Raw genomic sequence first — 26,874 nt, forward strand, 5'->3', positions numbered from 1 at the left:
TCTACTTTCCGTCCGTTCGCCGGCGGACACTCAGCGGCCTCATGTCGGTCCACACGAGGTCGATGTGGTCCAGGCACTCCTGCCGGGGCCCGCGGAATCCCTCGACGGCCCACCCCGCCGGAACTTCGCGGCCGGCCAGCAGAATCGAGTACTGTTCCTCGCCGTTGAGCACGACGACGTAATCGACGTCGTCGTCGATGTCCACCATGACCGACCTCCGCATTTCTTCGACAAGCGATGTGAACTGTTGTGGGACACCGTCCGATCGCACGTTTCCCTGCGATCGGACGTCTCTACGTCCGCCCGACGCGAGTCGTCGTCACCACCACGACCGCGACCAGTGGTGCCAGTGCCGCCAGGAGCAGACCCGCCCCGGCGCCGAATCGCGTCACGAGCCAGCCGGCCGCCGGGCTGGCGAGCGCTATGCCCACGTAGCCGATGGCGGAGAAGTATCCGAACGCCTCCGCCAGCCGCGCCGGCGGAGCCTGTTCGGGGACCAGCAGGATGACCGCGCTGTCGCCCGGCGCGAAGGCCACCCCGGCGACCAGGAAACAGACGACGGCGAGCCACAGCCAGGGTGCCGCGGCGGCGCTCGCCAGGACGGCGCCGTACACGGCGATCAGTGCGCACGCCACCGTGCGGGTCCGCGCCTTCCGCAACGGGTTCGTCGACGGCAACGCGGCATAGACCGAACCACTGACCGCACTCGTGGCGAAGAGGCCGGCGAGCACCAGACCGCCGTTCGTCGCGGCCGAGCCGTGACTGGTCATCAGGGCCGGCAGCGACACGTCGAGTGCGCCGAGGTTGACCCCGATCCCCGCGTTGAGCACGAGCGGCGCCCACAGCGAAGCGAGCAACGCGCGCACCGAGGAGTGCTGTTGCGCCGGGCTGCCCGGTTCCCTCCTCGGCAGCGTCCAGCTGAGCAGGGCGCCCGCGGCCGTCACGGCGGCCACGACGCCGATGCAGGCCTGCGGTCCGACCGCGGCGGCGACCACGGCCGCCAGCGCCGGACCACCGATCCAGGCCACCTGCACCGCGACCGCGTCGACCGCGTACGCCCGGGAGAGCTGCGCGGAGGGGAGGAAGTGGGGCAGGACCGACCGGTAGGCCCCGCCCACCCCGGCGCCGGCGGACGCGGCCAGGACGACGAACACCAGCAGCAGCCACAGGGGAGCCCCCGCGGCCGCCGCGACCGACGTGGCGACGAGCCCGGCGGTCGCGGCGAGCAGCGACCACCCGAGGGCGCGGGGCAGCAGGGCCCGGTCCATCTGCCGGCCGCGCCACGGGGCGCACAGCGCGTAGGTCATCGCGCTCGCGCCGCTGAGCAGTCCACTGCCCACGAAGGACCCGGTCATCTCGTGCGCGGTGAGCACCAGCGCGACCGGAAGCGCGGTCTGCGGCAGCCTGGCCAGGGATGCCGCGGCCAGCCACCGCAACCAGATCGGATTGTGCCGCAGTGGCCTGGCCGGCGCGTTCACCGGTGGACTGGCGGTGTCCTGCACGTGCTGTCTCCTCATCTCAGATGGGCATCGCGCCGCTGAGCAGCGCTTCGCGCTCGCTGGGCAGCAGCACGTCGGCGGTGTCGAGCCGGGCAGCCGGATCGGCCACCGCGGCACGCATCACCTGGACCAGCCGCTGGGTGAGTGCCACGACAGTCTCCTGGTCGAAGACGTCGTCGGCGAACTCGACCAGTCCGGCCATGCCTTCGGGGCTGCCGTCGGCGCCGCGCCGTTCGGTGAACGAGAACGACAGGTCGAACTTGGCCGTCTGCACATCGACCTGACGCCTGGTCACCGCTATGCCGGGCAGGTCGAGCGCGGCCTCGCCCGCGCTCTGCAACGTGAGCGTCACCTGGAAGAGCGGGTTGTAGCTCAACGAGCGCGTCGGCTTGAGCGCCTCGACCAGCCGCTCGAACGGCACGTCCTGGTTGGCGTACGCGGCCAGGTTGGTCTCGCGCACCCGCGCCAGCAGGTCGCCGAACGTCGGGTTGCCACCGGTGTCGGTGCGCAGGACCAGCGTGTTGATGAAGAAGCCCACCAGGTCGTCGAGCGCGTCGTCGTTGCGACCGGCGATCGGCGCACCGATCGGGATGTCGGTACCCGCGCCGATCCGGGTGAGCAGACCGGCCAGCGCCGTCTGCAGCGCCATGAACAGGCTGGCGCGTCCGGTGCCGGCGAACCGCGCGAGGCCGGCGTGCAGGTCGGCGTCCAGCTCGAAGTGCACGGTCCCGCCGCGGTGGCCGCGCACGGCCGGGCGCGGCCGGTCCAGCGGCAGCTCCAGCGGCTCGGGCAGGCCGGCCAGCTGCCCGGTCCAGTACGCCACCTCGTCCGTGGCGGCACCGCCGTCGGCGCCGAGGACCTCCCGCTGCCAAAGCGCGTAGTCCGCGTACTGGACCGGCAGCGGCGTCCACCGCGGTGCGCTGCCCGCGCGCCGGGCCGCGTACGCGGTGGACAGGTCCCGCAGCAGCGGCCGCATCGACCAGTGGTCGGTGGCGATGTGGTGCAGGCAGATCAGCAGCACGTGCCGGTTGGGGCCGAGCCGGAAGAGCACCGCCCGCAGCGGCGGCGTGCCCGCGAGGTCGAACCGGCGGTCCACTTCGGACGTCATCGCGTCGGCGATCCCGGACTCCGAGGAGTCCACGGTGGTCAGCACCGGGCTCCCGGGGTCGAGGACGTGCTGCCACGGCTCGTCGCCGGACACCGGGAACGCGGTCCGCAGGCTTTCGTGCCTGGTCATCACGTCACCGATGGCCGCTCGCAGTGCGGTCGCGTCCAGCTCACCGGTCAGCGAGAAGGCCGAGGGGAGGTGATAGGCGGAACCGTGCCCCGCCGACGTCTCCAGCTGCTCGACGAACCACAGCCGGCGCTGCGCGAAGGACAGCGGCACGCGCTCCGGGCGGCGCATGACCCTGGCGGGCGTCCTGTTCGGCGCCAGCTCGTCGATGGCGTTGGCGATGCCCGCGACGGTCTGCCGTTCGAAGATCACTCGCACCGGCAGGGCCACGCCCAGCACCGAACGCACCCGGCTCGCCAGCTTGGCGATCTGCAACGAGTGCCCGCCGAGCTGGAAGAAGTCGTCGTCGACCCCGACCTCGGCGATCTTCAGCACGTCGGCGACCAGCCGGCACAGCAGTTCCTCCTGCGGGGTGCGCGGGGCGCGGCCGCCGGCCGTCCACTGCGGTGCCGGCAGTGCCGCCGCGTCCACCTTGCCGTTGGCGTTCACCGGCATCCGGTCCAGCACGACGAACGACGCCGGGACCATGAACGCGGGAAGGCTGTCGGAGAGGTGGCGCCGCAGCCGCGCCGGTACGAGCCGGGTGCCGTCCACCCCCACCGCGTACGCCACCAGCCGGACGTCCCCCGGCACCGGCTCGACGGCGGTCACGACCGCCTGTGCCACGTCGGGGTGTTCGAGCAGGGTCGCCTCGACCTCTCCCGGTTCGACCCGGTAGCCCCGGATCTTGACCTGGTGGTCGGCCCGGCCGGCGAAGACCAGGGTGCCGTCGCCGGTCCACCGGGCCAGGTCGCCCGTGCGGTACATCCGCGCTCCGGTGCCCGCGAACGGATCGGGCAGGAACCGCTCCGCGGTGAGTCCGGGCCTGGCCAGGTAGCCGCGGGCGACGCCGTCACCGGCGACGAAGATCTCGCCGACCACTCCCGGCGGGACCGGTCGCGACTCCCCGTCCAGCAGGTAGACCCGCTGGTTCCACACCGGACGACCGATCGGAACGGCCGTGGACCGCCCCTCGGCGGCCTCCCGGCCGGACTGGGCGAGCATGCTCACGGCGTGCGTCTCGGTCGGACCGTAGTAGTTGAGCAGCCTGCGCTCCACGGGACCGCCCAGCAGCGTCCGCATGTCATCGCTCAGCATCAGGGCCGATCCGGCCTGCGCGACGTCGGTGAGCGCGGGCAGGCCGAGGCCCTCGGCGACGGCGGCCGAGCAGATGCTGTCGATCATCAGGTTCGGCGCGATGACCATGGTCACCCGGTGCCGGTCCAGCCAGTGCACCAGCCGTACCGGATCGGTGCGCACGTCGGGTTCGGGGATCGCGACCGTGCCGCCGCTGATCAGGGCGGGCAGGGTCTCCTCCAGGGACACGTCGAACCCCACGCTCGCCAGGTGCGCGATGACGCCGTCGGCGCTCCCCGTACCGCGGTCCGCCTGCCAGCACAGCATGTTGAGCAGACCGGCGGCGGGCATGACCACGCCCTTGGGCCGGCCGGTCGAGCCGGAGGTGTAGATCAGGTAGGCCGCGGCGGCGGGGTCGGAGGGGAGACGTTCGTCCCCGGTGAGCGCCGTCGCCGGGTGCCGCCCGATCCGCGCCGTGTCGTCGGGGGAGTCGACGACCAGGGCACCGGGCACCCGGTGGGCGTGCTCGCGGTGGGTCACCACGACCACCGGCGCGGCGTCCTCGACCATGAAACCGAGCCGCTCGTCGGGGTAGTCCGGATCCACCGGCAGGTAGACCGCCCCGGCCTTGACCGTGGCCAGCAGCGCGACCAGGAGGTCCACGGACCGGTCCAGCAGCACCGCGACGACGCGCTCCCGGCCCGCGCCCCGGCTGATCAGCTCCCTGGCCAGCCGGTTCGCCCTGGCGTGCAGCTCCGCGTACGTGACGCTCGCGGTGTCCGTGACGACGGCGACGGCGGACGGTGTCCGTGCGGCCTGGTCGTCGAGCAGGGTCACCAGGTCGGCGGCCGGAAGGGACCGGGCGGAGTCGTTCCACTCCGTCAGCACCCGGTGCCGGCCGGCCGCGGACAGCAGTTCGCCCTGCGAGACCGGCCGGTCCGGATCGGAGACGGCCTGCGCCAGCACCAGGCGGAAGTGCTCGACCACGGCCTCGACGGTGCCCTGGTCGTACAGGTCGGCGGAGTACTCGACCACTCCGTCGATCCCGCACGGCGTGCCGTCGGCGGATCGCCGTTCCTCGACCGAGAAGAACAGTTCGAACCGGGACACCCCGATGTCGACGGGGTCGAACCGGGAGACGACGCCGGGCGCGTCGAGCGCGGGATCGACGTGGGTCTGCACCGCGAGCATCACCTGGAAGAGCGGGTTCAGGCCGAGCGAACGAACCGGGTTGAGCGCCTCGACCACGTGCTCGAACGGCACGTCCTGCGCGTCGAACGCGGCGAGGTCGGTCGCCCGGACGCGCTCGACCAACTCACGGAAGGTCGGCTCGCCTGAGGTGTCGGTGCGCAGCACCAGCGTGTTGACGAAGAATCCGACGAGGTCGTCGAGCGCCGCGTCCGTACGCCCGGCCGCAGGTGCGCCGATCGGCAGGTCGGTGCCCGCGCCGAGCCTGGTCAGCAGGGCACCGAGGCCCGCGTGCAGGAGCATGAACAGCGTCGCCTGGTGCTCCCGGCCGAGATCGGTGAGCCGCCGGTGCAGGTCCGCGTCGAGATGGAAGGGCACGCGTCCGCCGCGGTAGCCGGTGGTGGCGGTACGGGGGCGGTCGGCGGGCAGGGCGATCTGCGCGGGCAGGTCCTCGAGCGCCGTCAGCCAGTAGCCCAGCTGCCTGGCGAGCATCCCGTCGGTGTCGTCCTCGGCGAGTTCCCGCTGCCACTGGGCGTAGTCGGTGTACCGCACGGGCAGGTCCGGCCACGTCGGAGCCGCACCGGCCAGCCGGGCGCGGTAGGCGGTGGACAGGTCGTGCCGCAACGGCTCGAACGACCAGCCGTCGACCGCGATGTGGTGGAACGAGAGCAGGAGGACGTGCTCCCGCGGGCCGAGGACGAACAGGCACGCCCGCAGCGGCGCGTCGACGGTCAGGTCGAAGCCCTCGGCCGCGTGCCGCCGGACCGCCTCCGGCGCCTCGCCGGGCTCGACGTGGACCGTCGGGAGGACGGTGGCCAGGTCGGGAACCTCCAGGACCTCCTGCCTCGGCGTGCCCGACTCGGCCGGGAAGACCGTCCGGAGGACTTCCTGCCGGGAGATCACGTCGCGCACCGCGTGCCGGAGGGCGTCGTGGTCCAGCTCGCCCGACAGCCACATCGCCACCGGGATGTTGTAGCCGGCCCCGCCACCGTCGACCTGGTTGAGGAACCACAGCCGTTGCTGCGCGTACGACAGGGGGACCTGCGCGGGCCGTTGCCTCGGCTCGACGGGCGGACGCGTCGTCCGGTACGAGTCGAGCTTGCCCGTCAGACCGGTCGGGGTCGGCGAGGCGAAGAACTCCCGGGCGGTGACGTCGACCCCGAAGGCGGCACGCAGCCGGCCGAGAAGGCGGGAGGCCAGCAGCGACTGACCGCCCAGTTCGAAGAAGTCGTCGTCCGGAGCCACCGCGGGGAGGCCGAGGAGATCGGCGAACATCGACCGGACGAGATCGGTTCTCGGGTCCATTCCCGATCGCTCCCTCGTGGAGTCGTGATACACGGACATTGACGCCCCCTTGTGCGGTGCAACACGGTGCCGGCCGAATCCGGCGGCTGTTCATGCTTCTGACCGGTCGGACATTTCCTGGAAAGAGTCCGGTCGGGCCGGTCGAATCCCGATCACTCGGAATGGAACGAGAAAGGCAGGAATTCGAGGCTGTTGGTGACGTAGGACGGTTTGCGCCGCGGCTCACCGACCAGCTCGATCCTCGCCACGCCGCGCATCGTCTCCTCCAGGAAGACCCCGGTCATCAGCCTGGCCAGCGGTGCGCCGATGCAGAAGTGGCGACCGCCGCCGAAGCTCACGTGCGGGTTGGGGTTCCTGTCCAGCCGGAGCTCCGTCGGCCGGTCGAACACGGTCTCGTCCCGGTTGAGCGACGACAGCCACACGCTCACCGCCTGACCGGCCCTGATCTCGACGTCGCCGAGGGGCGTGTCGGCCACGGCGGTGCGCATGAGGTGGTTCACCGGCGTGGTCCAGCGCACGAGTTCGTCGACGGCCGACCGGAGCGGGACCGTCCCCGAGCGCAGCGCGGCCAGCTGCGCCGGGTTGTCGAGCAGGGCGAGCAGACCGCCGGACAGCACCTGGCGCGTCGTCTCCCCGGCCGCCACGGCCAGGTTGTCGCAGGTCAGGATGATCTCGTCGTCGGTGATGTCCAGCCCGTCCGCCTGGGCGAGGACGAACGCCGACACCACGTCGTTCGTCGGCCGGGTCCTGCGCTCCTCGATCAACTCGGCGTAGTAGGCGAGCACTTCGAGGTGCGCCTGGTGCGAGACCATCCCGTCCAGGTCCGCGATGTTGTCCACGGCCGCTTCGGCGAAGCCGGCGACCCGCTCCACGTCCTCGCCCTCGACGCCGAGCAAGCCGGCGATGACCTGCAACGGGTACCGCGCCGCGACGTCGTTGACGAAGTCGTGGGGACCGGCATCGACGACACCGCGCAACAGGGACTGCGACACCTCCGTCGCCCTGGCCCGGAATCCGGCGGCCGCCTTGGGCGTGAAGAGCGCGGCGGCCGCCTTCCGGAGCACGTCGTGCCGGGGCGGGTCGGACAGCGTCATCATCACCCCCGCACCCGGGTACGGGTCGGAGAGGTTGGGCCGCAGGAACGTTCCCCCGGCCGAGCTGAACCGCTTCCAGTCGCTCAGGACGGCAAGGCCTTCGTCATAGGTCGTGACCGCCCAGAACGGCTCGTGATCCGGTTCGTCGTGCCAGGAGACCGGGCGTTCCCTGCGCAGTCGTGTCCAGACGGCATGCGGATCGCCGTGGGAATAGAGATGGGGATCGGTCAACCCGGTGATGGCGGGCGAGGCCACGTGTCAGCTCCTTCGCGTGGTGGGCGCCGGTCGCAGGGCGGTGCGAACCGCGTCGGCGATGACGGAATCCACGGCGATCACTTCGCTAGGACCGGACGGAAGGCGCGATCATCCCGGTCTCGACGGCCAGCCGGTCGAAGAACGCGGTCCAGTGACGCCACATCTCCTCGGCGGAGTCGAGGACCGCCTGCTCCTGCTCCGGGGTGAGTCCCGAGAACAGGGCGTTGGTCGCCTGGTCGACGTGGTCGGGCTCCTGGGTGACGTGGATGTCGACCCACGCGTTGCGCTCCGTGCCGGACTCCCGGGTGACCGCCTCACCGATCGCCGAGACCATCAGCAGGTCCGTGACCTCGGTGGCGAAGATGCCGCCGAGCGCGGAGCACCGGTCCGCCGAGCACTTCTCGTACCAGGCCAGCAGCGCGGCGGTCTCCGCGAACGGCGCGGAACCGGTCACCGTCCCGTGGTCGTAGCCCGCCTTCTCCATGCTGTCGGCGTAGATCACCTCGTGGGCGGCCCTGGCCGACCGGGCACCGGCCTCCTGCGAGAGGATCCGTGTGATCGCGCTCTTGGACTCGATGTCGGGCAGGACCGAGATGCAGCGCGCGAGGAAGGTCGGGAAGTAGTGCAGCGGGTGCCACCACTGGCCGAGGAAGGTCTCCACGTGCTCGTGCGAAAGGTCGCGGCTGTGCACCTGCCTGAAGAACTCGTGGTCGACGAAGGCGCGGTGCGCCTCGGTTCCGACGAGCCGGTCGGATATCGATCCAGCGATGTCGACGGTCATGGTATTCGTCTCCTTTTCGAGGCCGGTCCGCACCGTCCGGGATTCCCGATAAAGGTGCGGAACTGGGCGGCTCGCTCACGGCGAGTTCCCCCGCACCGGGGACCAGTATTGGCGCGGCGGTCGAACGGAGACAGACACTTCAGGCTTATCCGGTGTAGTCGCCACGACTACCCGCGGCGGAAATCGGGATTCGGGTCCGGCCGGTATCCGTGGTGACGCCGGGTGCCCGCACGGGAGCACCCGGTACACGAATGTGGGTACCGGGTGCCGGGGGCGTCGAATTTCTGTGGAAACGGCGAATTCCGGTGCGGTCCGCCGCCTCGCCCGAAGGGCGGTGCGGGCCGGCCGGGGTCAGAAGGCCGGCTGGTCGTCCAGGTCGAAGATCCGCAGGTCGGTGAGGTGGACGGTGTACCAGACGTCCTGGCTGCCCCCGTCGCCCCAGAACTCGGTCAGCCGGACGGAGGCGTAGCCCTCCTCCTCCTTGACCTGCTGGGCCGACCAGTCCGCCGGGACGTTCTGCGCGCGGAACACCGGGTCGGCGTCGTTCTGCCGCGCCCAGACGTCCAGCCGGTAGTTCAGGTAGGGGGAGAGGTACTGCCTGCGGACCTGTTCCGGCGTCTCGGCGCTCTGCCCGAGCACGGCGGCGCGGTACGCCTCGACGAAGGTGACCACCTGGTGGGCGGCCGGGGTGCCCGCCCGCACCTGAGCCCCGGCGACCACCGGGGCGGGTGCCGGGGCCGTGGCGGCCTGGGCGGGGACGGTGGCGAGGCCGCCGACGGCGAGCAGGGCGGCGCTGACGGAGAGCGCGGTGCGCATGGTGTGGGTACGAATCATGGGGGCATTCCACCACTCGCCGAAGGTTCCGGACTATCGCCGGAACGAGTGGTTCGATCATGCAGCTCAACGTATATGACGATATGTCAGTTCGGATGCCCGATCTCGGCGGGCTCCTCCGCGCCGGTGTCCGGGGCCGGTCCGGGAGGGCCGGCAGCGCCGTGCTCCGGGCCTGTGGCGGCGCCGTGCCCCGGGCCTGCGGCCGGGCTACGCCCCGGGCCGCCGCCCCTTGCCCGGCGCCCCGGCGAAGGCCTGGGCGATCGGGAGCCAGGCGGTGGCGACCGGCCCGGTGGCGGTGAGGGCGAGGTCGTCCCGGTGGCGGCGCTGGGTCACCAGCAGGCAGAAGTCCAGGGCCGGGCCGGTCACCACGTCCTCGGCCCCGGCCGGGCCGATGGACCAGGACCCGCCGTCGGGCGCGGTCAGTTCGAGCCGGACCGGGCGTCCGGGCGCGGGCAGCCCGTGCAGGCCGAAGACGAAGCCGAGGGTGCGCAGCCCCAGGTGGGCGATGTGCCGCAGCCGGTCGCCGGGCTCGCGGGTGACGCCGAGCGCGTCCGCGACGTCCTGGCCGTGCGCCCAGGTCTCCATCAGCCGGGCGGTCGCCATCGAGGCGGGCTTCATCGGGGGGCCGAACCAGGGCAGCCGGGCGTCGGCCGGAGCGGCGGAGAGCGCCGTCAGCACCGCCTCCCGCCCGGCCCGCCAGCGGGTGAGCAGGGCCGTGGGCCCGGTGGCCGCGCCCTCGCGGGCGCCCTCCTCGACCGGGTCGGCGCCGGCCGACAGCAGCTCGGTGAAGTGCCCGCCGAGCGACGCGGCGAAGCCCTCGGGGTCGCGCGCGGCCAGGGCCGTCCAGTCGTCGGTCCAGGCCAGGTGGGCGATCTGGTGCGCGACCGTCCAGCCCTCGGCGGGCGTCGGGCGGGCCCACTCCCCGGCCGGCAGGCCGGTGACCAGGCCGTCCAGCACCGCGCTCTCGGCCCGCAGGTCCGCCAGCAGCCCGCTCAGGACGTCACCCGGGGCCTTCGGATCGGTCATCGGCTTCCCCTCGGTCGTCGGCTGCCCTCCCGCACCGGGTTTCCCGTCCGGACGGGGCAGTTGCTACCCGTCGGTAGCGTACCGCCGCACCCTACGCCCGGCGCGTCACCGGCGCTCGCCACTCCACGAAACACGCATGTCAGGACTCTCGCCACCGGCCCCGCCACGTGTGACAATTCCGCGATGACCAGGGCTGCGGACCCCCACCTTGCGCACCCCGTCGACGACGCTGCGCAACCCGACGACCCCGAACTCGCCGTGCGCGCCGCCGAGCTGGTGCGGGACGCCGTGCTCGGCGACCTCGCCCGCCGGGTGGTGTCCGAGTGCGGCGCCGACGTCGGCCTGGTCGGGGTGCCCGAGCCGCTGCCGGGGAGCCGCCCGGGCAGCGAGGGCATGGTGCTGCGGCACTGGTCCGGCACCAGGGCCGACCTGCTGCACGACGTGCCCGTCCCGGCCGGCCTCGGCCTCGGCGGCCGGGCACTCGCCGAACGCGCGCCCACCTGGGTGCCCGACTACCGTGCGGCGACCACCATTTCGCACCACTACGACGCGGCCGTGGCCGCCGAGGACCTGTACGCGATGCTCACCGTCCCGCTGATCGACGGCGGCACCGTGCACGGAGTGGTGTACGCCTCGCTGCGCGCCGTCGTCCCGTTCGGGGACGTGCGGATATCCGCGGTCGGCACGCTGACGAGGGCGGCGGCCAGGGCGCTCGCCGGGGCCGCCGCCTGGAGCCGGGCCCGGCCCGGGAGGGCCGCCCCCGTACCGCCGTTGACGCCGCGCGAGCACGAGGTGCTGCGCTGGGCGGCGACCGGCAGGACCAACCCCGAGATCGCCGCCCGGCTGGGCCTGACCTGCAACACGGTGACGGGCTACCTCAAGTCCGCGATGCACAAGCTCGGCGTCCGCAACCGGACCGAACTCGCCCTCGCGGCGAAGGAGTCGGGACTGCTCAGTTGACCTGGCGGTCCCGCCCGGCCCAGTACGGCTCGCGCAGCCGGAACTTCTGGAGTTTCCCGGTGGCGGTGCGCGGCAGGGCGTCCCGGAACTCCACCGTGGTGGGCGACTTGTAGCCGGCCAGCCGCTGCTTGCAGTGCGCGATCAACTCGGCCTCGGTGACCGCCTCGTGGCCCTCCCTGAGCACCACCAGGGCCTTCACCGTCTCGCCCCACTTCTCGTGCGGCACCCCGATCACCGCCGTCTCGGCGACCGCCGGGTGGTCGTACAGGCAGTCCTCCACCTCGATCGAGGAGACGTTCTCCCCGCCGCTGATGATGACGTCCTTCTTGCGGTCGGAGATGGTCAGCTGGCCGTCCGTGAGGGTGCCGCCGTCGCCGGTGTGGAACCAGCCGTCCCGCAGCGCCTCGGCCGAGGCCTCCGGCTGCTGCCAGTAGCCGTCCAGCACGGTGTTGGAGCGCACCAGCACCTCGCCGGACGGGTCGATCCGCAGCCGGGTGCCGAGCGCCGGGGCGCCGGCCCGCACCAGCTTCTCGGCCCGTTCGGCGGCGGGCAGCACGTCCCACTCGGCCCGCGAGCGGTTGACCGTGACCACGGGGGAGGTCTCGGTCAGGCCGTAGAGCTGCATGAACTCCCAGCCCAGCTGCTCCTCGACCTGCTGGATCACCGAGGTCGGCGGCGGGGCGCCGGCCACGATCATCCGCACCCGGTCCCGGCCCGGCACCGGGCCGTCCCAGTCGGCGGCCGCGTCCAGCACCATCTGGACCACGGCGGGCGCGCCGGACAGGAAGGTCACCCCGTGCCGCTCGACCCGGCGCAGGATCTCCGCGCCGTCCACCTTGCGCAGCACGATGTGCCGGGCGCCGAGGCCGGTGAGCGCGAACGGCATGCCCCAGCCGTTGGCGTGGAACATCGGCAGGGTGTGCAGGTAGACGTCCCGGTCACTCGCGCCGTAGTGCAGGGCCATCAGCGTCGCGTTCAGCCAGGCGTTGCGGTGGGTGAGCTGAACGCCCTTGGGGCGGGCGGTGGTTCCGCTGGTGTAGTTGACGGTGGCGGTGTCGTTCTCGTCGACCGCGTACCGCCGCGGGGTGCCGTCGAAGTCGTACAGCACGGCGTCGCTGTCCGCGCCGAGCACGAACCTGTGCTTGGCCACCACGCCGTTCAGGGCGTCGGCGACCTCGGGGTCGACCAGCAGGACGGAGGCCCCGCTCTGCTCGACGATGTACGACACCTCCTCGGCCCTCAGCCGGAAGTTCACCGGCACCAGCACCCGGCCGTACCCGCTCACCCCGAAGAAGGAGGTCAGCAGCCGGGCCGAGTTGTGCGAGACGACCGCGACCCGCTCGCCGGGCCCGACGCCCAGCCGGTCCAGCCCGGCGGCCTGGGCCCGGGCCAGTTCGGCGACCCGGCGGTAGCTCAGCTCGCCCCAGGATCCGGCCGGCTGCACCGGCTCGTCGACGATGCCGACCCGGTCGCCGTAGACCAGCTCGGCCCGGTCGAGGAAGTCCATCACGGAGAGTGGAATCTGCATGCGGCCCACTGTCCTCTCCGGTCCCGCCCCTGCACACCCCCGATCGGGGGTGTCACCCTTCCGTGCCCAGCCCGTCCGTGCCCGCCCGGTCCACGTGTCCGACGTCCGCGTGCCCTGCGTCCGCGCTGACCCCGGCCGCCGCCAGCGCCGCCACCAGCCGGTCCCTGGCCTCGTTCTGGGCGGCGATCCGGCGCTCCAGCACCGCCAGCCGCCGCCGGGCGATCCCCAGCACCCGCTCCGACGGCCGGCCCGCCAGCACGTCCCCGTCCAGGCAGCCGAGCAGCGGCTCGATGTCCTCCAGGGTGAGCCCGGCGGCCACCAGCGCGCGGATGTTGCGCACCCGGACGACCGCCGGCTCGCCGTACTCGCGGTAGCCGTTCGGCGCGCGCCCGGAGCCGATCAGCCCGGCCTGCTCGTAGTGCCGCAGGGCCCGCGCGGTACTGCCCGTCCGGGCCGCCAGCTCACCGATCCGCACCGCCACCCGTCCCCTCCCGGTCAGCCCACCAGCGCGCCGCCGTCGACCGAGAACACTACGCCGGTCACGAACGAGGCCTGCGGCGAGGCGAGTCGGGTGATCGCCCAGGCCACCTCCGCCGGGCGGCCGATCCGGCCCAGCGGGGTGTGCTCGATCTGCCACTTCCGGATCGCCGCCCGCTGCTCGGGGCCGTACCCGGAGTGGTCGCCGATCGGGGTGTCGATCGCTCCCGGTGCCACCGCCACCACCCGGATCCCGCGTGGCGCCAGCTCCACCGCCCAGCTGCGGGTGACGGTCTCCAGCGCAGCCTTGCTCGCCGCGTACACCGAGTTGCCCGGCCAGCCGCGCTGCCCGATGGCGGTGCTGACGTTGACCACCACGCCCCGGCTCTCGCCCAGCGCGGGCAGCGCGGCCTGGCCGAGCAGCACCGGGGCGACCAGGTTGGTGGCCAGCAGCGTCTCGACACCCGCCCGGTCGAAGTCGCCGAGCCCCTGCCGGTTCTGTACGATCCCGGCGTTGTTGACCAGTACGTCCAGCCGCCCGAACCGCTCCAGCGCCGCCCGGACGATCTCCTCCGGCGCCCCGGGCCCGGTCACGTCCGCGGCCAGCGGCTCGATCAGCGCCGGGTACGCCGCCGCCGTCCCGGCCAGCGGCTCGGGCCGCCGCCCCACCGCCAGCACCCGCGCCCCCTCGGCCGCGAAGGCCCGCGCCGTCTCCCGTCCGATCCCCGTCCCGGCTCCGGTGACCACCACGACCCGGTTCCGCGTCCCGCTCTCGTCGCTCATGTGCCCACTCTCCGACCCTGCCGCCAGCGGCAGGGTCAAGCGGGCGCGGGCGGGCGGCGTGGACGAACTGGTGGGTCCGTGGCCCCGGCGACCGGGCCGACCGGCTGTCAGTAGGGTCGCACCGCACGGCGACCACCCAGGGGGGAACAGACCCATGAACGACCGACAGCCCGACAGCACCGAATCGGGAGGGCCGCGCGTGACGGCCGCGCCCCCGACGGCCTGCTGCTGCGCCCCTTCGAGGACGCCGACGCGCCCGCCCTGATCGAGGTCTACCGGGACGAGACCCTGCGCCGCTTCACCCGCACCCCGGTGGACGACGCCGGGCAGGCCGCGTACTGGCTGAGCCTCCAGTACGACGGCTGGGCGGCCGGCACCCGGTACGCCTTCGCCGTCCTGGACGCCGGCGAGCTGGTCGGCAACGTCGTGCTGAAGCGCGGCACCCCGGGCGTGGAGAGGGCGGAGGTGGGGTACTGGACGGCGGGCCCGGCCCGCGGCCGGGGCGTGGCCCCGCGCGCGGTGGAGGCCCTCACCGCCTGGGCCTTCGCCACCTTCGCCGAAGGCGGCCTGCGCCGGATCGACCTGCTGCACGAGGGCGACAACCACGCCTCCTGCCGGGTCGCGGAGAAGAGCGGCTTCGCGTTGGAGGAGATCGTCCCGGCCTTCCCGCCGTACCCGCTGGACGGCCACCGGCACTCCAGAAAATGGCTGGACGGAGCCGAACGACGCGCTTCACAGTAGGCGCATGGCTTCCCTGGTACGACACGTGACGATCGACTGCGCGGACCCGCACGCCCTGGCCACCTTCTGGGCCGGGGCGCTGGACGGCACCGTGGGCGAGGACGACAACCCCGGTGACGACGAGGCGCTGGTGGACTCCGCCGGCGCCTCGCTGCTGTTCATCCGGGTCCCCGAGGGCAAGTCGGCGAAGAACCGGGTGCACCTCGACCTCCAGCCGCAGGACCGCGGCCGGGACGAGGAGGTCAGCCGCGTGGTCGCCCTAGGCGCCACCGTCCTGGCGGACCGCCGCACCCCGGACGGCAAGGGCTGGGTCACCCTGGCGGATCCCGAGGGGAACGAGTTCTGCATCGAGCGCAGCCAGGCCGAGCGCACCGCGACCGGGAACGCCTGAGCGACAGGCCGCGCGGGCGGCCGCCAGGGCACGCCGCCGGGATCCGGGCTCAGCCCAGCTGGACCGAGCGCTTGGCCAGGCCCATCCAGAACCCGTCGATGACGCTGCGCTGGCTGTCCAGGTCGGCCTCGCCGGCACCGAGGGTGACGAACAGTGGGGCGAAGTGCTCGGTGCGCGGGTGGGCCAGGCGTCCGGCCGGGGCCTTGTGCTCGAAGTCGAGCAGTGCGTCCAGGTCGTGGGCCTCCAGGGCGCGCCGGCCCCAGTCGTCGAACTCGGCCATCACCGAGGTGATCCGGCCGTCGTTGCTGAGCGCCCGCAGGTTGTGGGTGAAGAAGCCGCTGCCGACGATCAGCACGCCCTCGTCGCGCAGCGGGGCGAGCTTGCGGCCGATCTCCATCAGCCGCCGCGGGTCGAGGGTGGGCAGCGAGATCTGGAGAACCGGGACGTCGGCGTCCGGGTACATCTCCACCAGCGGGACGTACGCGCCGTGGTCGAGGCCGCGGTCGGGGATGTCCTGGACGGGCGTGCCGGGGGCGCGCAGCAGCTTGCGCACGCGCTCGGCGAGGTCCGGCGCGCCGGGGGCGGCGTACCGGACCCGGTAGTAGTGCTCGGGGAAGCCCCAGAAGTCGTACACCAGGGGGAGGGTGGTGACGGCGCCGAGGGCGAGCGGGGCCTCCTCCCAGTGGGCGGAGACCATCAGGACGGCCTTGGGCCGGGGCAGGTCGGCGGACCAGGCGGCCAGCTCACCCGGCCAGACCGGGTCGTCGGCCAGCGGCGGAGCGCCGTGCGACAGGTACAGGGCGGGCATGCGCTCAGGGGCCGCGGTGCTCATGGCGTCCTCCTCGGGACCGGGTCGGGTGGTCGTTCACCAGAGGGGAGATAGTTCAAATTTGAACGTCTCCACTGCTACCGAAGGTACACCTTTGTTCGAATTTGAACAACAGGAGTAGGATTCACCCCATGTCCTCACTGAACGAACCCCGCTGGCTGGACCCGGACGAGGCGGCCGCCTGGCGGGGCTTCGTCACTGCGAGCAACCTGCTGAACCGGCGGCTGGAACGCCAGCTCAAGGAGGACTCGGGCCTCTCCCACCAGCAGTACGAGATCCTGGTGCACCTGTCCGCCGCCCCCGGCGACTCGCTGCGGATGACCGAACTCGCCGACAAGCTGGTCACCTCCAAGAGCGGCCTGACCTACCAGGTCACCCAGCTGGAGCGGACGGGCCTGGTCGCCCGCCGCTCCTGTCCCAGCGACGTGCGTGGCGTCATCGCCGAACTCACCGACCAGGGGCGGGAGATGCTGCGCCTGGCCGCGCCCGGGCACGTCGCCCTGGTGCGCGAGCTGCTGATCGACGTGCTCAGCCGCGAGCAGCTCGCGATGCTCGCCGAGGGCCTCGGCGCGGTCAGCGCCCGGCTCCGGCCGGACGACGCCTAGGACGCGCCCCAACCCTCGTCGAGCGCCGCCGCCCGCTCCAGCAGCAGCTCCCGCTCCCGCTCGTTGCGGGTCATCCCCGCCGCCCGCTCGAACTCCGCCCTGGCCTCCGCCGCCCGCCCCAGCCGGGCCAGCAGATCGCCCCGCACGCTCGGCAGCAGGTGGTAGCCGCGCAGCGCCGGCTCCGCGGCCAGCTCGTCCACCAGCTCCAGCGCGGCGGCCGGGCCCCGGGCCATCGAGACGGCCACCGCCCGGTTCAGCGCCACCACCGGGGACGGCGACAGCGCGAGCAGCCGCTCGTACAGTGCGGCGATCGTCGCCCAGTCGGTGTCCTGGTAGCGCCGCGCCTTGGCGTGGCAGGCGGCGATCGCGGCCTGCACCGAGTACGGCCCGGTGCCGGCCCGTTGCAGGGCGTCGAAGCCGCGCCGGATCAGCAGCCCGTCCCAGCGGGCCCGGTTCTGCTCGGCCAGCAGCACCGGCCGCCCGTCGGGCCCGGTCCTGGCGGCCGTGCGCGAGGCCTGGAACTCCAGCAGCGCGGCCAGCCCGTGCGCCTCCGGTTCGGCCGGCACCAGCGCGGCCAGCACCCGGGCCAGCCGCAGCGCGTCCTCGCACAGCTGCGGGCGGAGCAGGTCGTCCCCGGCGGTCGCCGAGTACCCCTCGTTGAAGATCAGGTAGATGACCTCCAGCACCGAGGACAGCCGCTGCGCCCGGTCCTCCCCGGACGGCACCTCGAACGGCACCCCGGCCTTCGCCAGCGCCCGCTTCGCCCGGACGATCCGCTGCGCCACCGTCGGCTCCGGCACCAGGAAGGCGCGGGCGATCTCCGGGGTGGTCAGCCCGCCGAGCAGCCGGAGGGTGAGCGCGATCCGCGCCTCCGCCGACAGCACCGGGTGGCAGGCGGTGAAGATCAGCCGCAGCAGGTCGTCGTCGATGCCGTCCGGTTCGGCCGGTTCCGGCGCGGGGACGTCCTCCAGGGACCGCCCCACCTCGGCGAGCTTGCGGGCGTAGACCTCCCGGCGGCGGACCAGGTCGATCGCCCGGTGCTTGGCGGTGGCCGTCAGCCAGGCGCCCGGACTGTCCGGGACGCCCTCCCGCGGCCACCGCTCCAGCGCGGCCACCAGCGCGTCCTGCGCCAGCTCCTCGGCGATGCCGACGTCCCGGACGATCCGGGCGACCCCGGCGATGATCCGCGCGGACTCGATCCGGAACACCGTCTCGACGGCCACCGCCGCGGTCCCGTGGGTACCAGCCCTCTCCGTCACGGCCACCGCCGCGGTCCCGTGGGTACCAGCCCTCTCCGTCACGGCCACCCATCAGAGCAGCCGGCGCGGCGGGAGGCAAACACTGCCACGGCTGTTACTTCGGCGGCTCCGGCGTCTCCTCGATCTGCCGGACCTCGGCCTCGACCGGCCAGTGCACGGGGTGGGCCCTGAGGAAGCGCCGGGTCCACTCCAGGGCCTCGGCGTGGTCCTTGCACTGGAGGACGGCGTAGCCGCCGACGACCTCCTTGGTCTCGGTGAACGGCCCGTCGGTGTAGCCGATCTTCCCGTCGGCCCAGGTCAGCCGGGTGCCCTGGGAGGTCGGGGTCAGGCCGGCGGTCTCCAGCATCACCCCGGCCTTGGTGATCTCCTCGAACAGGGCCCCCATCCGCTGCTCGAACCCCGGGTCGGGCTCCCACCCGTCGCGGGACTGCTCGTCGATGCGGATCAGCGTCATGAAGCGCGGCACGGTGACTCCTCGGTCGTGCGGGCGGGGCCTCTCCCCGCCTCTCACCCCTGCGTCGAACGGGCCGGCGCCGGATCGACACCCGGCGCGAAGATTTCTTCGCCGATTCCCCGCGCTGGTTCCCCGCCCCGCCCACAGCCAGCAGATGCGAGTAGGAATTCACCTGATCCATCGCATCTGCGAATGCGAGCCCGGCGGCTCGGGTACTCCTCCTCCCGGGCCACGACGGCGTGGCCCGGGAGGAGGGAGCACCCATGACCCCGGCCGGACCCACCGTCCGACTCCACGGCCACCTCGACCGCCCCGCCCGGCTGACGGTGGCGGAGCTGCGCGGCCTCCCCGCGCACCGCGTCGAGGTCAGCTTCGACTGCCGGACCGCCGGCGAGCAGCGCCACGGCTACGAGGGCCCGGCACTGCTGGACGTGCTGCGCACGGCCGGGCCCCGGATCGACTTCTCGGGACGCAAGCAGCGGCTGCGCTTCCTGCTCTCGGTGGCCGGCGCCGACGGCCACCGGGCGGTGGTCTCCTGGGCCGAGATCGACCCGGACTTCGGCGGTCAGGAGATCCTGCTGGCCACCAGCATGGACGGTGCCCCGCTGGACGCCGCCGGACCGCAGCTCGTCGTCCCCGACGACCACTGCGGCGCCCGCTACGTCAGCGCCGTCACCGACGTCTGGCTCGGCCCCCTCGGCGACCCGGCGCACCCCACCCACTGACCGCCGTACGGCCCGCCGGGGCCCGGCCGGGCCGCCCGGTCCGGCCGCCCTTGCGGGGTCCGGTCGGGCCGTCCCGTCCCGCGGTCCCGTCCGGCCGCGGGGACAGCCTGCGGCCCCGGCTCCGAGCCGCACCCCGGAAGGGCCGGACGGCGGTCCGAAAACACTCGCCCGAGCCGGGTTTCCGTGCCAACATGCCCCATATGGGGACGATTCTGCATGGCACCTTGGTCACGCTCCGCCCGGCCACCGGCGAGGACATCCCGGCGTTGGCGGCCATCCGCGGCACGCCCGAGGTGTTCGCCCGCTGGCGGGGCGGCGACGACCTGGCCGGCGAGGTCGCCAGCGACCTGGAGTCGCCCGGCACCGAGACCTTCGCGATCGACGTCGGCGGCAAGGTGGTCGGTGCCATCCAGTGGTACGCCAACAACGACGACGAGTACCGGCACGCCGGGATGGACCTCTACCTCGACCCGACGGTGCACGGCCTGGGCCTGGGCACCGACGCGGTGCGCACGATGGCCAGGCACCTGGTGCACGACCACCACTACCACCGGCTGGTGATCGACCCGGCCGCGGACAACCTCGCCGCGATCCACTGCTACACCAAGGTCGGCTTCCGCACCGTCGGCACCATGCGCCAGTACGAGCGCGGCTCGGACGGCACCTGGCACGACAACCTGCTGATGGACCTGCTCGCGGACGAACTGCTCGACGGCTGAGGGGCCGCGGCGTCCCCGGTGTCCCCGACGGCCCGGCGTCAGTCCCGCGCCGCGGCCGGCGGGCAGCCGCATGAGCGCCGGACCACCAGCTGGGCCGGGAAGGTCCTGGCGCCCCGCTCGCGGCGCTCCCGCCCGCCGAGGACGAGGTCCAGCGCGGCGCGGGCCATCTCGTCCTGCGCGGTGGTGACGGTGGTCAGCGCGGGCCCGGCGATCACCGCCTCGGCGATGTCGTCGAAGCCGGCCACCGCGAGGTCCTCGGGCACCCGGATGCCGAGGTCGTCGGCGGCCCGCAGCAGGCCGATCGCCTGGTCGTCCGTCGTGCAGAACACGGCGGACGGCCGGTCGGGCCCGGCCAGCAGCGCGAGCGCCTCGCCGTGCGCCCTGACCCGGTCGAACGGCGCCGGGACGAGCCGTCCCTCGGTGGGCAGCCCGGCCTCCTCCAGCGCGGCGACCCAGCCGGCCGTCCGCCCGGTGACCGGGTCGTGCGGGCTGAGCGCCCGGGTGCCGCCGAAGCAGTGCACCTCGGCGTGCCCGTGCCCGAGCAGGTGGCGGACCACCTCGCGGGCGCCGCCCTCGTCGTCCGCGACCACGGCGACGCCGTCCGGGCTCTCGGCCCGGTGGTGCAGCAGTACCACCGGGGTGCCGTCGGCCGCGTCGAAGCCGGTCAGCCCGGGGGTGGCCGGGTCCTGGGTGACCAGGATCAGGCCGTCCACCTGCATCCCGAGGAAGGCGCGGATGTAGTGCGCCTCGCGCTCGTCGGCGTAGTCGGAGTTGCCGATCAGCAGCAGCCGGCCGTGCTCGGCGGCGGCCTGTTCGACGGCGTGGGCGAGCCCGGCGAAGAACGGCTGGCGGGCGTCCGGCACGACCATGCCGAGCAGGTTGGTCCGCCGTCTGGCCATCGCCTGGGCGACCCGGTTCGGCCGGTAGCCCAGCTCCTCGACCGCCGCGAGCACCCGTGCCCGGGTCGCCGCCGCCACCGGCCGCGGCCCGTCGTTGATCACATAACTCACGACCGCCGTGGACGTCCCCGCCACCCGCGCCACATCGTCCCGTGTCACCCTCGCCATGAGCGTTGAGCCTACACAGCCCCTCCGACCAGCCGGTTTGCCGAGCCCGTGGCGGCCCCGATCGGCGCTCTGCGGTTGCGCTCCGGCCACCGCCGCCCGGAGGGTGACGGAACAGGCGGCACCGGAGCGCCCGGAGCCGCCACCGCCCACCGTGGGAGCAGGCCGATGAGCGTGCCGCCGCACCGGCGGGCCGCCCGGAGCACACGGCCGGGGGCCGGCCGCGGGTCCGCGTCCACGCCCGGGTATGGGCCGCGCGGGCCGCGCGGCATCGGCTGGATGGCGGCCACCCTGTTCGCCCTGGTCGGCCTGCGCAACGCCGCGCCCGGCAGCCCGCCGATCGGTTCGCTGCTGGACTACGCGGCGTTCTTCTGGGCGGAGCTGCTGGTCGCGGTCGGCCTGACCATGGTCGTGGTGCGCGGCGCCCGGATCGAGGGCGGGCACGAGAAGCGGCGCGGTCAGTACGCGTAGTCCGCGGTGACGTCCGCCGAGAGCCCCAGGGCGCGTTCGGCCCGGGGGCCGCGCAGCGCCAGCAGGGTCTGGGCGAGGGCGTCCACGGCGGCCAGGTGGGCCAGCCGGCTGGCGGTGGTCTCCAGGCCGAAGACGAGGTCCTGCCCGCCCGCGACCAGGGCCAGGGTGGCCGTCTCGGTCAGCGGCGAGCGGGCGTAGCTGGTGAGCGCCAGCACCTCGGCCCCGGCCCCGCGGGCCAGCCGGGCGGCGTCCACCACGCTGCGGGTGGCGCCGGTGTGGCTGACGGCCAGGCAGACGGTGCCGGGGCCGAGCCCGGCGGCGGCGAGCTGGGCGGTGATCGGGTCGGCCGGGGCGTCCACCAGTAGCCCGAGGGCGCGCAGCCGGTACCCGAGGTCGAGCACCACCGCGCCGGAGAGCCCGGCCCCGAGCAGCACCACCCGGCCCGCGCCGTCGAGCAGTCCGGCGGCGGCCCGCAGGTCGGCCGCCGAGAGGGTGGCGGTGAGGCCGTCCAGTGCCGCCCGGGCGGCGCGCAGCGTCTCGGTGAGAGCCCTGGCCGCCGGGTCGCCCTCGTCGGCGGGCGCGGGCGCGGCGGCGGGGGCTTGCCGGGCGGCGGCGATCTTCAGCTCCTGGTAGCCGCGGAAGCCCAGCCGCTGGCAGGCCCTGACCACCGAGGAGGGGGCGGTGCCGGCCAGCGTCGCGACGTCGCTGACGCTCAGGTGCACCAGGTCGGAGCCCCGGTCGAGCACCACCTGGGCGACGCGGGCCTCGGTGCCGCGCAGCTCGCCCAGCCGGGCCCGGATCTGCGCCGCCAGCCGCGATTCCAGGGGCGTGAAAAACTCGGAACGCTTTTCCATGAATCCAGGGTACCGTGGAATCCTGTTCCAGACCCGCCGGTTCCGGCGGGCCGTACGAGGGGAGGTCGTGATGGCCGGAGGCGTCCCGGCGGTGCCGGTGGCCGTGCTCACGGCGGCCGTGCTGCACGCCGTCTGGAACGGGCTGGCGCACCGGATTCCGGACAAGCTGGTCGGCTTCACGCTGATCAACCTGACCTACACGGCCTGCGCGCTCGTCCTGGTGGTGCTCAACCCCCTTCCGGCGCCCGCCGCCTGGCCGTACCTGCTGGCCTCGGTCGCGGTCCAGACGGCGTCCACGGTGCTGCTGCTGCGGGCCTACCAGCTGGGGGACTTCGGGCAGATGTACCCGATCGCCAGGGGCAGCCCACCGCTGCTGGTCGCACTGATATCGGCGGTGCTGCTCGGCCGGCACCCGGGCGCGGGCGAGGTGCTGGGCGTCCTGGTGATCTCCTGCGGCCTGATCGGCCTCGCCTTCGCCCGGGGGATACCCGGGCGGGCGCAGCTGCCCGCCCTCGGGGCCGCGGTCGGCACGGGCGTGATGATCGCGGTGTACACGGTGCTGGACGGCAGCGGCGTGCGGGAGTCCGGGACGGTCGGCGGCTACGTGGCCTGGCTGTTCCTGCTCCAGGGGCCGGTGCTGGCGCTGATCGTCCGGGTCCGGCGGGGGCCGGGGCTGCTCGCCGGGGCGGGCCGGGCGGTGCCGCTGGGGATCGTCGGCGGGGTGCTCTCGCTGACGGCGTACGGGCTGGTGGTGTGGGCACAGGCCAGGGGCGACCTGGCGACCATCGCGGCGCTGCGCGAGACCAGCATCGTGATCGCCGCGCTCATCGCCGCCGTGGTGTTCCGCGAGCGCCTCGGCCGGCTGCGGCTGACGGCCGCGCTCACCGTGCTGGGCGGGATCGCCGTGCTGGAACTCGCCCGGCCCTGAGACCGGGGCCGGGCGGTGCCAAGCGGTGCCGAACGGTGGTGCCAAGCGGCGGTGCCGAACGGCGGGACCTCAGGCGGCGTCGGGCACGACCACCGTCAGCGAGGTGTCCTGGAGCACGAAGCCCAGCGCCTCGTAGACCCGGCGGGCCGGGTTGCCCTCGGACACCACCAGGGTCACGTCGGCGAGTCCGCGTACGGCGGCGTCCCCGATCGCCCGGCGCAGCAGGTCGGTGCCGAGGCCGCGGTAGCCCCGTTCCGGGTGGCGGTAGACGTCGCCGATCCAGGGGCGGCCGTCGCGGTCGGTGAGGATCAGCCCGGCGACCACGCGGTCCTCCGCGTCCACCGCGAGCAGGCTGGACGGCAACACCGGGCCGATGACCTTGCCTTCGAGCAGCGGGACGAGGCGTTCGGCCATCACCTGCGCGTCCTCGCCGGGGTAGTGGTCGACGTGGCCGACGGGGAACGCGGCCCGCCAGGCCTCGTAGATCTCCTCGGGCGCGCGGTCGCAGGGCACCGCCCGCAGGCCCTCGCGCAGCGGCGTCCCCGCCCAGTCGGCGGGCGGGGGATCGGCGCGCAGGTCGCGGCGGAAGGTGTGGGCGTGCCGCAGCACCCGCGCGCCCTGCGCCACGAGTTCCTGCCCGAGCCCGGGCGGTCCTGAGACCACCCAGCCGGGCAGCTCGGCCCGGACGAACCCGGCGGCGTCCACCGACTCGTCCAGCACTTCCAGCAGGTCGGCCCAGGGCCGTCCGTCCCGCTCGTCCAGCAGATAGCGCAGCACCGGCTCGCCGTCCGTACCGCGCCTGACCACCCAGTCCTCGGTCATGGCCCACCCCACAATCTCGCTGTCGTTCGTCGGCGGCCCATGGTCACCGAGGCCCCGCCCCGGGGCAACCGGTTTTCCGGGCGACGAGCGAGCGGCGGGCGGCCGGAGGCTCAGGCCACCACCGCGGCCCGGACGCAGAGCACGTCCGGCAGGTGGGAGAGCAGCAGCGACCAGCTCTCGCCCTCGTCCCTGCTGCCGTACACGTCACCGGTCCGGTTGCCGAAGTAGATCCCGGCCGGGTCGGCGTCGTCGGTGCGCAGGGCGTCGCGCAGCACGATCCCGTAGTGGTCCTCGCCGGGCAGGCCCTCGGCGAGCTGCTGCCAGCTGGTGCCGCCGTCGTTGGTGCGGAACACACGGCAGCGGCGGCCGGGCGGGATGCGGTCGTCCGCGCCGCCGAGCGGGAAGAGGTAGGCGGTGTCGGCCCGCCGCGGGTGGGCGGCCACGGCGAAGCCGAACTCGGCGGGCAGCCCGTCCACGATGGAGCGCCAGCTGCCGCCCCAGTCGTCGCTGCGGTAGACGCCGCCGTGGTTCTGGAGGTAGAGCCGGTCCGGGTGGACCGGGTCCGGGGCGATCTTGTGCACGCACTGGCCGAACTCGGGGTACTGGCCCTCCTCCGGGAAGAACTCGGCGCGCAGACCGGTGTTGGAGGGCTGCCAGCTGTCGCCGCCGTCCTTGCTGCGGTAGACACCACCGCTGGAGACGGCGACCAGCAGCCGCTGCGGGTCGCGCGGGTCGGTCAGGATCGTGTGCAGGCCCTGGCCGCCGTAGCCGGCGCCCCAGTGCGGCCGCTGGGGGTGGTTCCAGAGCGACTCGACCAGGTCGAAGCTCTCGCCGCCGTCGGTGGAGCGGAACAGCGCGGCGGGCTCGGTGCCCGCGTAGACGACGCCCGGTGCCTCCGCTCCGGCGGGCTGGAGCTGCCAGACCCTGGTGAGCGAGGTGCCGGTGGGCTCGGGGAAGCGGATGGCCGGCCGCGCGGGCTCGGACCAGCTGGCACCGAGATCGTCGGAGCGCCAGACCGAGGGCCCCCAGTGGCTGCTGTCGGCCCCGGCCAGCAGTCTGGTCCGCCGGTCGCGGCGGTCGATGGAGACGGAGTAGATCGCGTTCATCGGGAAGTGCGGCCCGCTGAACTCCCACGTCAGCCGGTCGCGGCTGCGGCCGAGAAAGAGGCCCTTCTCGGTTCCGACGGCCAACAGCACCTCGGTCATGCCACACCACCTGGTCACGAGCAAGCACGGCCCCCCGGGACGGCCCCCGACTGCCAGTGTCCCGCCGCCCATCGATGGGCACATCTCGCCGCGCCGGTCACCCGGGAGGCCGACGGGGGCGCGGTGGCCCTGGGGGCGTGCTCGCTCGTGGGGGCCGTCCCGCCCGGACCCGCTACCCCCGGCAGTCCTCCAGCAGCCGCAGCCAGACCTCGCTGATCGTCGGGTACGCGGGCACCGCGTGCCAGAGCCGGTCGATCGGCACCTCGCCGACCACCGCGACGGTCGCCGAGTGCAGCAGTTCGGCGACCCCGGGGCCGACCAGGCAGGCGCCGACGATCACCTCCCGGTCCAGGTCGAAGACCACCCTGGCCCGGCCGCGGTAGTCGTCGCCGTACAGCGAGGCCCCGGCGACCGAGCCGATCTCGTGGTCGACGGTCCTCACCCGCAGTCCGGCCGCCTCGGCGGCGGCCGAGGTCAGGCCGACGGCGGCGACCTCCGGCTGGGTGAAGACCACCTGGGGTGCGCCCGCGAGGTCCGCGGACGCGGCGTGCGCGCCGTAGCGCGAGGTGTCCAGCGGGCGCCCCTCGGCACGGGCGGCGATCGCCGCGCCGGTGATCCTGGCCTGGTACTTGCCCTGGTGGGTGAGCAGCGCACGGCGGTTGACGTCGCCGACGGCGTAGAGCCACTCGCCGTCCACCCCGAGCACCGTGCAGCTGTCGTCCGCCTCCAGCCAGTCGCCCGGCTTCAGGCCGACCTGCTCCAGCCCGACGTCGGCGGTGCGCGGGGCCCGGCCGGTCGCGTACAGCACCTCGTCGACGGTCAGCGTCCCGCCACCGCCCCGCCCGTCCCGGGTGGCGAGGGTGAGGGCGACGGGCCCGGAGCCGTCCGCCCGCTCCAGCGCGGTGACCTCGGTGCCGAAGCGGATGTCCACCCCGGCGGCCCGCAGGCCGTCCGCGACCAGCTCACCCGCGAACGGCTCCATCCGCGGCAGCAGCCCGTCGCCGCGCACCAGCAGCACCACCTCGGAGCCGAGCGCCCGCCAGGCGGCGGCCATCTCCACCCCGACCACCCCGCCGCCGACCACCGCCAGCCGCCCGGGGACGGTCTGCGATCCGGTGGCCTCCCGGTTGGTCCACGGGTGGGCCTCGGCGAGCCCCGGCACGTGCGCGGGCAGCACCGGGCGGCTGCCGGTGCACACCGCGACGGCGTGCCGGGCGGTCAGCAGCCGCTCGCTGCCGTCCTCGGCCTCCACCGTCACCGTCCGCACCCCGGCCAGCCGGCCGTGGCCGCGGACCAGTTCGATCCCGGTGTCCCGCAGCCACTGCACCTGACCGTCGTCCTGCCAGTTCGAGGCGAAGGAGTCCCGCCGGGCCAGCACCGCGGCCGGGTCCAGCCGCCGGTCGCCGACCGCCTCCCGGGAACCGGCCACCGCGCGGGCGTCGGCCAGCGCGGCCACCGGGCGCAGCAGCGCCTTGCTGGGCATGCAGGCCCAGTACGAGCACTCGCCGCCGACCAGCTCGGCCTCCACGATCACGGTGCGCAGCCCGGCGGCGACCGTCCGGTCGGCCACGTTCTCGCCGGTCGGGCCGGCTCCCAGAACGATGACGTCGTACTCCTCGGCGGTGCTGGTCATGCCCGGTCCTCCGTCGTCTCGGTGGCCACCCCGGCCGGTGCGGCGGGGGTGGCGGGCGTGCGCCCGCGGGTGGCGGGCAGCCGGGCGCGCCGGT

General features: G+C 73.9%; 26 protein-coding genes. 8 read left to right on the top strand and 18 right to left on the bottom strand.

Annotation, left to right across the window (positions count from 1 at the left end):
* Position 1 precedes the first annotated feature (1 nt).
* The 7 genes from BU198_RS17875 to BU198_RS17905 all read right to left on the bottom strand — a co-directional run bounded on the left by BU198_RS17875 (position 2) and on the right by BU198_RS17905 (position 10,332).
* Positions 2-208, bottom strand: a complete 207-nt coding sequence (locus BU198_RS17875) for an MbtH family protein (RefSeq protein ID WP_188297851.1) — start codon at positions 206-208, stop codon at positions 2-4.
* Positions 209-293: 85 nt separating this feature from the next.
* Positions 294-1,502: an MFS transporter gene (locus BU198_RS17880; protein ID WP_188297852.1), complete on the bottom strand. Its 1,209-nt coding sequence runs from the start codon at positions 1,500-1,502 to the stop codon at positions 294-296.
* Between the two features lie 16 nt (positions 1,503-1,518).
* Positions 1,519-6,342 carry a non-ribosomal peptide synthetase gene (locus BU198_RS17885; protein ID WP_188297853.1) on the bottom strand — a complete coding sequence of 1,608 codons (4,824 nt, stop codon included), beginning with the start codon at positions 6,340-6,342 and terminating at the stop codon, positions 1,519-1,521.
* 152 nt (positions 6,343-6,494) lie between these two features.
* Positions 6,495-7,691 (bottom strand): cytochrome P450, encoded by a 1,197-nt coding sequence (locus BU198_RS43825; RefSeq protein ID WP_188297854.1) that lies wholly within the window; start codon positions 7,689-7,691, stop codon positions 6,495-6,497.
* Between the two features lie 85 nt (positions 7,692-7,776).
* On the bottom strand, positions 7,777-8,472 hold the full coding sequence (locus tag BU198_RS17895; RefSeq protein WP_188297855.1) for a TenA family transcriptional regulator: 696 nt from the start codon (positions 8,470-8,472) through the stop codon (positions 7,777-7,779).
* Between the two features lie 351 nt (positions 8,473-8,823).
* Complete coding sequence (locus BU198_RS17900; RefSeq protein ID WP_188297856.1) at positions 8,824-9,306, bottom strand: hypothetical protein; 483 nt, start codon at positions 9,304-9,306, stop codon at positions 8,824-8,826.
* 207 nt (positions 9,307-9,513) lie between these two features.
* Entirely contained in the window at positions 9,514-10,332 is an 819-nt protein-coding gene (locus BU198_RS17905) for a TIGR03084 family metal-binding protein (RefSeq protein WP_188297857.1), read from the bottom strand.
* A 183-nt stretch (positions 10,333-10,515) separates the two neighbouring features.
* Here BU198_RS17905 and BU198_RS17910 point away from each other — a divergent pair, with 183 nt between their 5' ends.
* Entirely contained in the window at positions 10,516-11,292 is a 777-nt protein-coding gene (locus BU198_RS17910) for a helix-turn-helix transcriptional regulator (RefSeq protein ID WP_188297858.1), read from the top strand.
* On the opposite strand, the gene BU198_RS17915 is transcribed toward BU198_RS17910, so the two are convergent.
* Genes BU198_RS17915 through BU198_RS17925 form a run of 3 tightly spaced genes read right to left on the bottom strand, consistent with a single transcriptional unit; the run spans position 11,285 to position 14,080 of the window.
* Positions 11,285-12,820: an AMP-binding protein gene (locus BU198_RS17915; RefSeq protein ID WP_188297859.1), complete on the bottom strand. Its 1,536-nt coding sequence runs from the start codon at positions 12,818-12,820 to the stop codon at positions 11,285-11,287. The two genes, BU198_RS17910 and BU198_RS17915, sit on opposite strands and share 8 nt — an antisense overlap.
* Positions 12,821-12,872: 52 nt before the next feature.
* Positions 12,873-13,295: a MerR family transcriptional regulator gene (locus BU198_RS17920; protein WP_188297884.1), complete on the bottom strand. Its 423-nt coding sequence runs from the start codon at positions 13,293-13,295 to the stop codon at positions 12,873-12,875.
* 20 nt (positions 13,296-13,315) lie between these two features.
* Positions 13,316-14,080, bottom strand: coding sequence for an SDR family NAD(P)-dependent oxidoreductase (locus tag BU198_RS17925; RefSeq protein ID WP_188297860.1), 765 nt, complete (start codon positions 14,078-14,080; stop codon positions 13,316-13,318).
* 228 nt (positions 14,081-14,308) lie between these two features.
* Between BU198_RS17925 and BU198_RS17930 the strand changes: the two genes are divergently transcribed.
* Positions 14,309-14,821 (top strand): GNAT family N-acetyltransferase, encoded by a 513-nt coding sequence (locus tag BU198_RS17930; RefSeq protein WP_188297885.1) that lies wholly within the window; start codon positions 14,309-14,311, stop codon positions 14,819-14,821.
* Between the two features lie 4 nt (positions 14,822-14,825).
* Positions 14,826-15,212: a VOC family protein gene (locus BU198_RS17935; RefSeq protein ID WP_188297861.1), complete on the top strand. Its 387-nt coding sequence runs from the start codon at positions 14,826-14,828 to the stop codon at positions 15,210-15,212.
* A 49-nt stretch (positions 15,213-15,261) separates the two neighbouring features.
* Here BU198_RS17935 and BU198_RS17940 read toward each other — a convergent pair whose 3' ends face one another.
* Positions 15,262-16,044 (bottom strand): dioxygenase, encoded by a 783-nt coding sequence (locus BU198_RS17940; RefSeq protein WP_188297862.1) that lies wholly within the window; start codon positions 16,042-16,044, stop codon positions 15,262-15,264.
* 137 nt (positions 16,045-16,181) lie between these two features.
* On the opposite strand from BU198_RS17940, the gene BU198_RS17945 reads away from it, so the two are divergent.
* Positions 16,182-16,646, top strand: coding sequence for a MarR family winged helix-turn-helix transcriptional regulator (locus BU198_RS17945; RefSeq protein ID WP_188297886.1), 465 nt, complete (start codon positions 16,182-16,184; stop codon positions 16,644-16,646).
* Here the strand turns inward: BU198_RS17945 and BU198_RS17950 are convergent.
* Complete coding sequence (locus tag BU198_RS17950; RefSeq protein WP_317620179.1) at positions 16,643-17,869, bottom strand: RNA polymerase sigma factor; 1,227 nt, start codon at positions 17,867-17,869, stop codon at positions 16,643-16,645. The two genes, BU198_RS17945 and BU198_RS17950, sit on opposite strands and share 4 nt — an antisense overlap.
* A gap of 130 nt (positions 17,870-17,999) precedes the next feature.
* The gene (locus BU198_RS17955) at positions 18,000-18,371 is read right to left on the bottom strand and encodes a YciI family protein (RefSeq protein WP_188297863.1); all 372 of its coding nucleotides are present in this window, start codon (positions 18,369-18,371) and stop codon (positions 18,000-18,002) included.
* Between the two features lie 251 nt (positions 18,372-18,622).
* On the opposite strand from BU198_RS17955, the gene BU198_RS17960 reads away from it, so the two are divergent.
* Together BU198_RS17960 and BU198_RS17965 are read left to right on the top strand one after the other, a co-directional pair.
* The gene (locus tag BU198_RS17960) at positions 18,623-19,084 is read left to right on the top strand and encodes a molybdopterin-dependent oxidoreductase (protein WP_188297864.1); all 462 of its coding nucleotides are present in this window, start codon (positions 18,623-18,625) and stop codon (positions 19,082-19,084) included.
* A 200-nt stretch (positions 19,085-19,284) separates the two neighbouring features.
* Positions 19,285-19,803 carry a GNAT family N-acetyltransferase gene (locus BU198_RS17965; RefSeq protein ID WP_188297865.1) on the top strand — a complete coding sequence of 173 codons (519 nt, stop codon included), beginning with the start codon at positions 19,285-19,287 and terminating at the stop codon, positions 19,801-19,803.
* Between the two features lie 38 nt (positions 19,804-19,841).
* On the opposite strand, the gene BU198_RS17970 is transcribed toward BU198_RS17965, so the two are convergent.
* Positions 19,842-20,870, bottom strand: coding sequence for a LacI family DNA-binding transcriptional regulator (locus BU198_RS17970; protein ID WP_188297866.1), 1,029 nt, complete (start codon positions 20,868-20,870; stop codon positions 19,842-19,844).
* Positions 20,871-21,146: 276 nt separating this feature from the next.
* Here BU198_RS17970 and BU198_RS42225 point away from each other — a divergent pair, with 276 nt between their 5' ends.
* Entirely contained in the window at positions 21,147-21,338 is a 192-nt protein-coding gene (locus tag BU198_RS42225) for a DUF4436 family protein (RefSeq protein ID WP_223244548.1), read from the top strand.
* Here BU198_RS42225 and BU198_RS17980 read toward each other — a convergent pair.
* Positions 21,326-22,192 carry a MurR/RpiR family transcriptional regulator gene (locus BU198_RS17980; RefSeq protein WP_188297868.1) on the bottom strand — a complete coding sequence of 289 codons (867 nt, stop codon included), beginning with the start codon at positions 22,190-22,192 and terminating at the stop codon, positions 21,326-21,328. The genes BU198_RS42225 and BU198_RS17980 overlap by 13 nt on opposite strands.
* Before the next feature lie 70 nt (positions 22,193-22,262).
* On the opposite strand from BU198_RS17980, the gene BU198_RS17985 reads away from it, so the two are divergent.
* Positions 22,263-23,120 carry a DMT family transporter gene (locus tag BU198_RS17985; protein WP_188297869.1) on the top strand — a complete coding sequence of 286 codons (858 nt, stop codon included), beginning with the start codon at positions 22,263-22,265 and terminating at the stop codon, positions 23,118-23,120.
* A gap of 69 nt (positions 23,121-23,189) precedes the next feature.
* On the opposite strand, the gene BU198_RS17990 is transcribed toward BU198_RS17985, so the two are convergent.
* From BU198_RS17990 to BU198_RS18000, 3 genes are all read right to left on the bottom strand, one after another.
* A complete protein-coding gene (locus BU198_RS17990; RefSeq protein ID WP_188297870.1) occupies positions 23,190-23,942 on the bottom strand; it encodes a GNAT family N-acetyltransferase in 753 nt (250 codons plus the stop codon).
* A gap of 110 nt (positions 23,943-24,052) precedes the next feature.
* Positions 24,053-25,147, bottom strand: coding sequence for a WD40/YVTN/BNR-like repeat-containing protein (locus BU198_RS17995; protein WP_188297871.1), 1,095 nt, complete (start codon positions 25,145-25,147; stop codon positions 24,053-24,055).
* 172 nt (positions 25,148-25,319) lie between these two features.
* The gene (locus tag BU198_RS18000; protein WP_188297872.1) at positions 25,320-26,780 is read right to left on the bottom strand and encodes a dihydrolipoyl dehydrogenase family protein; all 1,461 of its coding nucleotides are present in this window, start codon (positions 26,778-26,780) and stop codon (positions 25,320-25,322) included.
* Positions 26,781-26,874 lie beyond the last annotated feature (94 nt).

The sequence above is a fragment of the Streptomyces sp. CBMA156 genome (genome assembly GCF_014596515.1).
Classification (GTDB): domain Bacteria; phylum Actinomycetota; class Actinomycetes; order Streptomycetales; family Streptomycetaceae; genus Kitasatospora.